Raw genomic sequence first — 9907 nt, 5'->3', positions numbered from 1 at the left:
TTTTTCAGCAATGGCTGAAAAGACTTCCTTAGCGTTATCTTCACGGGTGTGTTCAACGAAGTGATCGCCACGCATCTTCTTGGTGCCATCGTTGATAAAGCGTGCTATCCTCGCGTGGTTTACTCCGGATTCTTTGACACCTTGAAAACCGACTAAAGAGCTACCGTCAGTCTCGCCATTAATGTTCTTGTCATCCGAAGCAATCGAATCGGCAAGGTGCTTAATGTTTCGACCCCGATATTTCTTGGGGATGTAATGTTTCTCATCATAGTGTTTGCGACGTGTCTCTTGTTGTAGACGATCACGAAGAACATCTGCCCCTTCTTTAGTCATTTTCCGCTGGGCATCCTTATCTGGAACCAGCTTCTTTACTTGATGGAGAAAGCCCATCACCTGTTCGTCAAAGTCAGCCATTGCCACCCAGCTCCTTTACATTTTGTAAAGTCAAGAAATCATAAGTCATATAATTAGCTGAATCATCAGAACTAATATTTAAGATCTTATATTCCTCACCCTTGTACTTAACACGCAGTTGGTCATTGAGTCTGTTGTTGTGCCGTACCACTAACGTAATAGCGTTGACATAATTAGTGCCAAGTGATCGGTACTGCATATCAAGTGTCCGCTTCTGCGGATAGACGTGCAGACTGAATGATTTAACAAAGCTCGGTTCATTAACGCCACTGTTCGGATTGGTGACTGTCTTGGTAACGCCAAAGTCGGCAATTTCGTTAAACAAATAAGGAGAATACTCAACTGTTTTGGGCATTACCATTGCTGTCACCACCCTCGTTTAGATATTTAGCTTGTAATTGAACCAGCATCATCTGGACACCTAGTGAGAAGTTGTTCTCTAGAGTGCGATCATAAAAAAGCTGAGTAGTCAATGCATCCAATGCACCTAAGAAAAGGTTGTCATTCATATAAACCTTCAGGTCAACATTTGAATTGATCGCACTAACCAGAACCGCCCGTGCCTGCTTCATCAGACTATTTATCGTAGCTCTAGTTTCGTCCACGTCATCTAGATTTAGCTCAACCAACAGACGGGTAGTAAAGTCATCATCAGTCATTGCTACTCATCTCCCTTAGTTACTTGGCAGGAAGTCCAGAAGCAGCACCAGCAGTAGCCTTGCTGGAAGTGATCAGCGTAATTAAGTCCTTACGTGCTTGAACAACATCTTCACGAAGGTAAATGCCTAAGATCTTGTACCAAACATCGTATGAGTCAATGAATTGTCCAGTAATTTCGTTGTTTTGGAAATTGATAACAGCCTTTTGCAGTGGTGCGATAACAATGTTTGCATCCCCAGCCTTTGCCTTTGGGAAGAGTAGATCGTCAACCACAACGACCGTCTTACCTAGAATAGACTGACCAGTTCCCTTAGTAACATCTGGTTGTACTAATGGACGGCCTTCTTTGTCAGTCATTTGGTCAAGCTCGTTGAAAGCAGATTGACTAAGCACGATTGAAGCAGCTTGAGAGTCTTGAGGCTTCAAGTTAACGTTAAGGGCTGTCTTAATGTCTGAGATTAAATCAGTTGCCGTCTTAGTAGTTACACCATTAGTCAGTGCGTTAATGATCAGATCATCATTGGTGTTGTCCTTCAATTCTTGCAGGCGAGAGGACAATTCGCTTTGCCAGTCGTAACTGGAATCAGAAATTAAATCTTGCGAGAAAGCATAGTTACCGGTGTAGGTATTCAAATCCCAGTTAATTGGCTTAATTTCTGGAGCGGCATGCCGTTCTGATGGCTGGAATTCAGCGTGAACAGATAGCTTATCAGAGCTAGTTTGGAACACAGGCAACTTACCAGTAGTGGTTGACACCTTAACCGTCCGTACTAATGAGCCTAAACGTGGGAATTGGTGTTGTTCATGTTCTGGAGTCAGAATTGTTTCTGGAATAATAACAGAACCGGCGCTAAGGCCAATGTTGCTGCCATCACGTGAGATAGAATCAGCAACTTGGCCAGTCTTTAAGAAGTTGGCAAAATCACGGGTAATAGATTCTTTTGGATCGTTCAACTTAGTTGACATTTGAATATCATCTCCATTTTCATTATTTTCCTTGTTTTCATTTACAGCTACAACAGGTTCAGCCGAACGCGTAACATCACTTGCTGGTTCGGCTGCCCGACTAGCGTTCTTATTAGACGTTGGATCACCCGGATTAGCCACAGCTGTTGAAGCACTCTTAGCTGATGAAGTCGGGTCACCCGGGTTAGCAGGTGCACTGGCCCGATCAACTTCGTCAGAGTCTGCTTCTTCAACGCTGTCGTCGCGCTTAGCCGTACTATTTGCCGGCTGAGCACTATTCAATAATTCATTCACTTTATTTATTAAAGTGGCAATTTGCTTAGCTGAGTCAGCACTGGAAGCAGAGCTTGGCTCAGCAGAAGCCGCACTGCTTGAAGCAGGAGCTTGCGATTGTGCTGCTGCACTAGAATCAGTCTTCATATTGTTTAAAACCTCCTTGTAATCTCGTGCTACTTGAACCGAAGTTTCGGTATAGGCCGGGATTGGCGTTAAGCTAATTTCAGCTAAGCTGGCAAAGTGATTAATAGTATGAATCACCACGCCGCCAGCGCCTTGTTCCCACGTGTCACCGTTGTTCGGATCAATCTGAGCATTAAAAGATAAACCTTTAATGTTTCCATTCTCAACATTGGTATAAACATCATTGCCTAACGTCGTATTAGGAATGTCGGCAATAAAAAAGAGGCCCTTATCATCAGTTTTAAGTGATAAAGTCCCCGAATCCACACGAGCCAAAATGTTATTAAAATCATGAGCGTAAAGCAACCGCACTTGCGAAAAATCCACGTTATCAAAGGCATGTGGGCTGATATATTCTGTAAACGGCAGTGGCTGAGAAGGCTGGTTAAAAGCCACAGCATACCCTGACAACTGCCGAGTACCGCTTTCAACATCTCGCCTAATTGCTAGATGATTGGCCGTAAACGTCCGTACATCACGGTTGGTTGTTTTGGTCGTCATTTGCATTCTCACCTCCTTTCGTCGTGTTCTTCTTATTCAACTTCAACAGGTTAATGTCTGAGTCTTCAACCGTCAGGCCCGGCATAATGTCGTTAGCCAACATCAAACCAAACGCTTGACGTGGTGAAAGAAGATTAGCCTTTGACAGCGAAACAATGTTGTTAAGCTCATTCTGGTGGTCAACGTCAATTGCACTGGTAACATCCAGCTTAACTGGTGCTCCCAGCTTATAAGATAATTCTGATTCAATCGGCCGAATATACATCGTTAAGGCGTTTTGGTATAGTGACCGAATCATTTCAATTGACGATTGTTGATCACCTTGACCATTCAGATAACTGTCTGGGATACCAAACGCTTTAGCAATCTGAGTTTGCGAAAATGTCGCGTTATCTAACAGCTTAGCCACGTTTGGCGTAACATCGATTGTTTCCAGTTTAGCACCAGCATCCATAATCATGACACGTCCAGCATTATCCCCGGTATTGGCCTTTTCAAAGGCTTCACGGATCTTATCCTTAGCTCCCGGTTCAGTAATAGCATTCGGTGTTGTATAGATATTAGTTGGTGCTAACGCATGGATAAGTGATGTCAAGGTCAACTTCTTGCTGTTATCTTGAATTCCCAACTCGGGAACCAGCGCCATTAGTGGGCTGACCCCTGTATACTGGTTTACATCCATCCCCGGTGTAACCAGCTTAAAATGCAAAACATCAGCGCTAAGATAATCCTTGTCTGCTCGCTCATCAGTATATTGAACATGGTAAATAATATCAGCGGCATTGTCTTGTAGGGTCAGGCTTACATCATCGGAGGGCACTGGTTCTAGCCACGAAGCCTTCTGCTGTTTATCCCGATGAATAACAACATAAGAATTGCCATTCAGCAGAAGCTGAATCAGCACTTCTTGCCACCCGGCGTAAGGGTTCATTAAATGAAATGGATTGTCTAATAAAGTTTGATATTGTTGCCCGTTATAGCGGCAAGCGGCAATGTCGGAGCTGATCCGCTCGACGACCGTAAAGACATCCGAGTTCTTAAAAGCTTGATTAACATCAACTGAAGATTGAGTTTGGATCTTGCCTCCGGAGAAAACCATCAACGGCCCCGTGCCATTAGCTAACGTCCGTGAACGAAAGATGCTTTTAAAAGGATTCCATACACCCATTGCTAATCACCTCCTATCGCGTTGCTAAAAGAACTGCCAACGAAATACAAGGTTACACCCAGCATCACGAAGCCCAGCCACTTTGCCAGCATGAAAAAGCCGGCTACAAAGGCAGCCAGCCCACACATAATTATGATTAAACTGATTATTGATAAAACGTTTTTCATTTTTACACCTCAGAAAGAGAAATTATCCCAGTAGGTTTTGCGTTCCTTAGGAGTCATATTAGCAAACGGATCTTTTTGTTCCTTGTCCAAACTAACATCATCAAAGTCATACTGGGCACGGAAAAAAGCATCAATTGTCGCATCGACAATATCAATCTTTGCCGTGCGACTATCTTTATCGACTTTGACCCCATTATTATCATTACGTAGAACGGCATTACTGAAACTGTACTTCATCAGCGGATCATCAAGCCATCTAATCTGGTCAGAGGCAATTGCCCGGCGAAAAGCCAGTGTCGGCTTATTCAGGGTTAATGATCCCTGCCGTACCGGAATAGTTAGCCAATCCGTCTTCTGATCAATCCACATGGTGACAGGCTCGTCTGCATGCCAAGCGTCAAAACAGAAGGCTTTAACGGACAAATGATGCTGTTTTACAAAATCCAAAATGTAATTAAAAACCACACCATCATCAATGAAGCCATAAGCATCTTTAGTAACGTCACAGAAGCCCAGTTGTTCCGCGTTGCGGTAGTTGATACCATCTTGCTTTTCCTTCAGGTCAATTGAACCCTGGGCAAATGCCAGTGGGATAAAACTATGCTGTAAGACGAACCATTTACCAACATTGTTCTCAACATACGGGAAAATAAAACTGACCGCCGTATCATCAGCATATTGGGATTTATCGAAACCAATGGTAACTTCGTGGCCATCAATGTTAAATGGCGCCTGTTCGGCAACCGACTTCTCAATATCGTTAAGGGTCAGATAAGTATTGGACTTAGTTTTAAGCCAGATGTTCATGTTCTTATTCTGAAACTCAGCAATATTGCCGGCCATCATGTGAGTGTTCCGCTCATTCATGAGTCGACTGATCATCTGTTGCTTTTTCTTTTCGTTCAAAGTCAGCAACGGGTTCGATTTCTCCCAGGTTTCTGGTTTCTCGGTTTCTTTGACGCTATCCTGCTCCCAAACGAGACAAAGGTAATTATCCAGAGAGCGACTGGCATCATCGCGCATTGCCCGTTCCATCATTCGTTCATCCTTGTAGAAGTACGAAGTCGGATTAGGGTAGGCAGTTGAAATCTGGAACATGGCCCCGCCGGTCTGCATCATCCCAGATGAAACCTGACCAACGTTACGGGCAATCTGTGCAATGGCCGTAGGTGATCCTTTGGCACCGTCAGACCCAGACTCATCTAGGACTGCCATGACGAAGTGACGGCTATCAAACCGCCCTGATTCATGGCTCAAACGAAGGATTGTATTCTGGCTGTTCTTGGCAATGATGTTGTCGTTAAGAACATTAGTATCCGTTTGCTTGAACAGCTTATGAAAGGCGGCAATCTGGTCGAGCGCGTTGAAGGTAGTTTTCAGGTAACTAAACCCCTTCTGTGACTGACTGGTAACAGGGGCAACGTATGCCATATCTTGGTTTGACTTGCCCAGCGATTCCACAATAAACGAGTAAGTAAGAATGATTGCTGAAAGGTAAGTCTTACCATTTGTTCGGGCCACTGAAACCAGGACACGATCATATCGTTTGTCGTCAAGGCTGTCCCGCCAGCCAAACATTAGAGCAAGGATTGCTTTTTGCCATAGCATTAGCGGCACCGGTTTACCAGTATCCACATCCGGCACTAACTTAGCAAAGTTGAGAATCCGGTTAATGTGATCCTTATCGTAATGAAACGGGAATGAACTGTCCTCAGTGACCCGCCGTAAATCCTGTAATTGGCGAAACGCTGCCAGCTTCATCATCGTGCTGGACAGATACTTCTTGTCGAGGATTTCTCGTGCATACTGTGTTCCCGGATCATTGTACTTTGCAAAAACATCCTCATAATTGCCGGATCGTTTTTCAGCTTGATAAGCCTTGATGACATCCCCTGCCACGTCTGCTGAATGGGAAAAATCATACTTATGCACTATGATCACCTTTTCCATTCAGTATCTTAGCAATGCTGTCAACTACATCGCCGCTGTCATCATCATCGCTGTTAAGGTTAAGCAAAGTAGCTCGTGACTGTGGCGTTAGACCTAATTCAGCGCTTAGCTGTTTAATCTTGGCAGTTGAGTCGCTTAATGTTGTAACAGCAGGGTTCTTTTTGAAGCCAGCAAAATTATGAGCATCAATTACTTCACCAGTTGGTGAAATCACCGGCTTATATATAGCCGATTGGATGCCGTGCTTTTGAATATCCTTATATGCTTGGCGAAAAATATCAACTTGCACACAGAGAGCGGCAACTACCGTTAAATCTGGCTGTTTAACAATCTCAGATTTCATTAAAGCCGGTAAAATTGCTCGATAGGCATTCTTAGCTATCTTCGATAGATACCACGGAGGAGATGACTGCAACGGCTTCCACGATTCTGTGTCCTGCTTTAGCTGTTCTGTCCGCTCTCGCTGGTACTTCTCAGCTTTAGGATCAGTAGTAATTTTGTTTTTCCGTGCCATACAATTCCTCCTTTCTAAAGAGTGTGCTAATTCCTGCTCAATGGCGAACACTGACGGTCGTTTTCAACGCATTGCGATGCGTTATACCCCCCTATCGTCAGAGGCAAAATAACTCGGATTTTCAAGCAAGTGCATTGTTCTATGTGATGCGCTCATTTTGGTTCCTAGGGGGCGGGGGTATTGTTCGTAAATTTTCAATTTATTTTTTGTGGCCAATTTTTTTGTTCGTGTTTTATGGCTTTGATTCATTTAGCCATCGTTTCCACGTCAACCGGCTGATGTGTCTAAGCTTGTTGACACCATCTGGTTTACCTTCGATTGACTGTTCAATCTTGGTCTTGCGGTTGTGCTGTCGTCTTGATAGCAACCAAAGATTATCAGCATCAAGTGGATTGTCACAGTATCTTCGTGGCACGATGTGGTCAACAATATAGTCATGGTCACTTAATGCTTGACCAGTCGATCCATCGATCATCAGGTCACGACGCTTAACGTAATCACGAACCTTGGTCCATTGTGTTGAGTGATAGAATGCATTAGCAACTTGGTCACGTTCGTTATGGTTATACTCCCGTTGCCATTGCTTATGGTATTGCTTGTATTGATCGGTCTGGTGATACTCATGCAATCGTTGTAGTTCTGCCTGCTTATGCTCCTGCTCATGCTTACTACAATAGTCATGGCCAGGTTCGCATAGCCTATGACAACCTCGATACCAGCATTCATGAGTACGCATATCACCACACCTCCGTTCACCGCATAGTTACTAATACTCGGTTCAAATAATCTCGTAGCCTTTCAGCAGTGTCTTTAGATAGCTTGAATATCGCCTGCTGATTTTTTACAACTTTGTCCGGATAGTAAAAATTGCTTATCAGTACATCGATATGATCGTTAACGTGGTCGTGCTGCTCTAAGAAACTAATCTCTGCTTTGCTATCTGTCCATTTATCGAACCGCTCTCTATAAGACACGTCGTACAGGCCAGCGTCCAAAGAATGAATAGTAGGGTATTTGAATCCTTCTTTGTTCAAAACTTTAACCTCCTTTAATCGTTATGCACAATCCCGGAATCGAACCGGAACGGCTGCCCATACTGACATTAAGGTTTGACCCGCCGGAATACCAAACTTGTGCAAAATAAAAGACGGTAGCTAATGCTATCGCCTTAATTATTTAATCTGTTATGTACTTTAAAAGCCGGCAAGCGTTGACCTGTCAGCTTTTTCTTTTGCTTCATATGTTTCTCCGCTCGGCACAGCATCAAATACTCTTGTTTAGATGCTACCAAGCCGAATCGTTTAGTCTGGAACATTTAGCATTCCCTCCGTAATGGGGATGTTAATTCGATGTCCTGTCTTAGTAATGCCTTCAAAAGTAATCAGATGTTTTTTCAGTACCTCATATCCATACATGTCTACTACTGTCTGGGCAAGGCTCCGCTTGTATTTAATTGCAGAATCCATTCCATTAATAAAACTTTGCACCATAGGACATCCCCTCCAAACAAAAAAGCCAGCGCTAGGCTGACTTAATTACGCATAAAAAATATTTGTAGTTCCTATCTGGCTAGCTTTTTGACTTATAAAAAGCTGATCTTTTGTTTTCCTAGAGATAACTATATTATCGTTTGAAAATGTATAAACATGATAACCTAAAATTATCAAGATAACATTAAAATACAATGCATTATTTGATATGTAATATATTCCTTCTATTACTACTAATATTAGATTCATAACAATAGAAGGGGCAGATTCCGGTTTCAATGATAATATTGGTATTATAAAGGTAACAAAGAAATTTAGAACCTCAGAATCGTATTTTCTCAAATCTTCCAACTTATATTTCTGTTTAGCAGTATCCGTGGCTTCAGCTTTCAATATTTTAATCCAAATAAATAAAATAATTAGGGTAATAACCGAAAGTATAATCATTGATAACCATAAACCAGGATTTTGATTCCATGCTTTTTTAATTGAGCTATTTGAAAATGAATCTAAATTATTAAGAAAAATCATTATAAAGATAGGAATATATGACGAAAAGAAAAGAATTGTTTTAAAAATTAGTCCCAACATATCTATCACCTTTTCTCATCTATACCGTTCTGATTGCCAATTAATGTCTTGTAATATGAGTCCTGCATCAAATTGACAAAATTTCCTATTTGTGTTTCATCTCTGTAAATTAATTGTCCTTTATTTACCTCCTACTCCTGTAACGGACGTTAGTGTTCTGAATAATTGCAATCCTTTAGCCGTTGAGTAAGATTACAGTACTCTTCTGCTGATAACAGCACGGCTACCGTGAGACTAGCAGAGCCGGTATATTGTAAATCTTAAGAGTTTTTATTATGAAGATTGTAACCGTACATTACGTAAAAATTGGATTAATTGGATGCTAGTCTCAATGCGTAACTATGGTCATCTGCCACCATGTCGTCGGCTTGGTTACCGGATTTACGCAACACATGAATGTGAGCAGTTTAATGACATAATTACTCAGGTCATTTTTCGGTTTATGTCGTAATTGATAACTTTTCGACATTACCATAATAAGGCCTATTTCTAGTTAAAAACCGCCAAAAGTCCGCCAGTTTTCCGCCAAAAGTCCGCCACTTTACTTCGGAACTAAAACACTCTTATCAGGACATACCTTTGCAACTTCCCATAGAGCGTTATCTTGCATTCGTTCACAGGTTCGCTTAGGTAAATGAAGCTTCATTGCTACTTTGTCCATTTTCCAATTGTGATGTACAAATCGATAATCAAGAATTTGTGCATATAGCTCATGCTCGTCACCCTTTGAACTGATATAAGCTAACATGTTCTCACGAATCTTCCATTCTCGTTCTGCATTAACATAATCAACAAGTTTATAATCAGCATCATACAGAGTACCTGTTGGCAAACCATCTAAATTGGGCGAACCAATTGTTAATGTTTTCTTTTTCGCTTCATCCCTCCAATCCCAATATTCACTCAACCATTTTTGAGCATTAGCTGAACTCTTCTTCTTGTCATACTTACCGAAAAAATTACCAATCACGACGCCCTACACCCCTTATGATATAATTATTTTGGTTATTCTTTAGGAGGCGTGCCG

General features: G+C 42.1%; 12 protein-coding genes. All 12 read right to left on the bottom strand.

From position 1 onward, the window contains the following. A partial coding sequence (locus HMPREF0549_RS08450; RefSeq protein WP_003717874.1) for an HK97-gp10 family putative phage morphogenesis protein occupies positions 1 to 414 on the bottom strand: 414 nt, incomplete at its 3' end. Further along, positions 407 to 775: a phage head closure protein gene (locus HMPREF0549_RS08445; protein WP_152378534.1), complete on the bottom strand. Its 369-nt coding sequence runs from the start codon at positions 773 to 775 to the stop codon at positions 407 to 409. The genes HMPREF0549_RS08445 and HMPREF0549_RS08450, both read right to left, overlap by 8 nt. Further along, positions 753 to 1073, bottom strand: coding sequence for a hypothetical protein (locus HMPREF0549_RS08440; RefSeq protein ID WP_003717872.1), 321 nt, complete (start codon positions 1071 to 1073; stop codon positions 753 to 755). Before HMPREF0549_RS08440 ends, HMPREF0549_RS08445 begins: the two co-directional genes overlap by 23 nt. A 19-nt stretch (positions 1074 to 1092) precedes the next feature. Next, on the bottom strand, positions 1093 to 3000 hold the full coding sequence (locus tag HMPREF0549_RS09575) for a phage major capsid protein (RefSeq protein ID WP_081446200.1): 1908 nt from the start codon (positions 2998 to 3000) through the stop codon (positions 1093 to 1095). Then, complete coding sequence (locus tag HMPREF0549_RS08430; protein WP_003717870.1) at positions 2975 to 4168, bottom strand: phage portal protein; 1194 nt, start codon at positions 4166 to 4168, stop codon at positions 2975 to 2977. Before HMPREF0549_RS08430 ends, HMPREF0549_RS09575 begins: the two co-directional genes overlap by 26 nt. 176 nt (positions 4169 to 4344) lie before the next feature. Further along, a complete protein-coding gene (locus HMPREF0549_RS08425; RefSeq protein ID WP_235807375.1) occupies positions 4345 to 6267 on the bottom strand; it encodes a terminase TerL endonuclease subunit in 1923 nt (640 codons plus the stop codon). Further along, positions 6260 to 6799 carry a phage terminase small subunit P27 family gene (locus tag HMPREF0549_RS08420; protein ID WP_003717867.1) on the bottom strand — a complete coding sequence of 180 codons (540 nt, stop codon included), beginning with the start codon at positions 6797 to 6799 and terminating at the stop codon, positions 6260 to 6262. Before HMPREF0549_RS08420 ends, HMPREF0549_RS08425 begins: the two co-directional genes overlap by 8 nt. 232 nt (positions 6800 to 7031) lie before the next feature. Beyond that, on the bottom strand, positions 7032 to 7535 hold the full coding sequence (locus HMPREF0549_RS08415; RefSeq protein ID WP_003717866.1) for a hypothetical protein: 504 nt from the start codon (positions 7533 to 7535) through the stop codon (positions 7032 to 7034). A gap of 16 nt (positions 7536 to 7551) precedes the next feature. Next, a complete protein-coding gene (locus HMPREF0549_RS08410; RefSeq protein WP_003717865.1) occupies positions 7552 to 7833 on the bottom strand; it encodes a hypothetical protein in 282 nt (93 codons plus the stop codon). Positions 7834 to 8100: 267 nt separating this feature from the next. Beyond that, the gene (locus tag HMPREF0549_RS08400; protein WP_003717863.1) at positions 8101 to 8289 is read right to left on the bottom strand and encodes a hypothetical protein; all 189 of its coding nucleotides are present in this window, start codon (positions 8287 to 8289) and stop codon (positions 8101 to 8103) included. Between the two features lie 45 nt (positions 8290 to 8334). Continuing rightward, a complete protein-coding gene (locus HMPREF0549_RS08395; RefSeq protein WP_003717862.1) occupies positions 8335 to 8880 on the bottom strand; it encodes a KwaA family protein in 546 nt (181 codons plus the stop codon). A 541-nt stretch (positions 8881 to 9421) separates the two neighbouring features. After that, positions 9422 to 9850: a hypothetical protein gene (locus tag HMPREF0549_RS08390; protein WP_003717860.1), complete on the bottom strand. Its 429-nt coding sequence runs from the start codon at positions 9848 to 9850 to the stop codon at positions 9422 to 9424. Positions 9851 to 9907: the final 57 nt, after the last annotated feature.

Origin of the sequence: Limosilactobacillus vaginalis DSM 5837 = ATCC 49540, assembly GCF_000159435.1 — a bacterium.
Lineage (GTDB): Bacteria > Bacillota > Bacilli > Lactobacillales > Lactobacillaceae > Limosilactobacillus > Limosilactobacillus vaginalis.
This window is presented reverse-complemented; position numbering and strand designations above follow the sequence as displayed.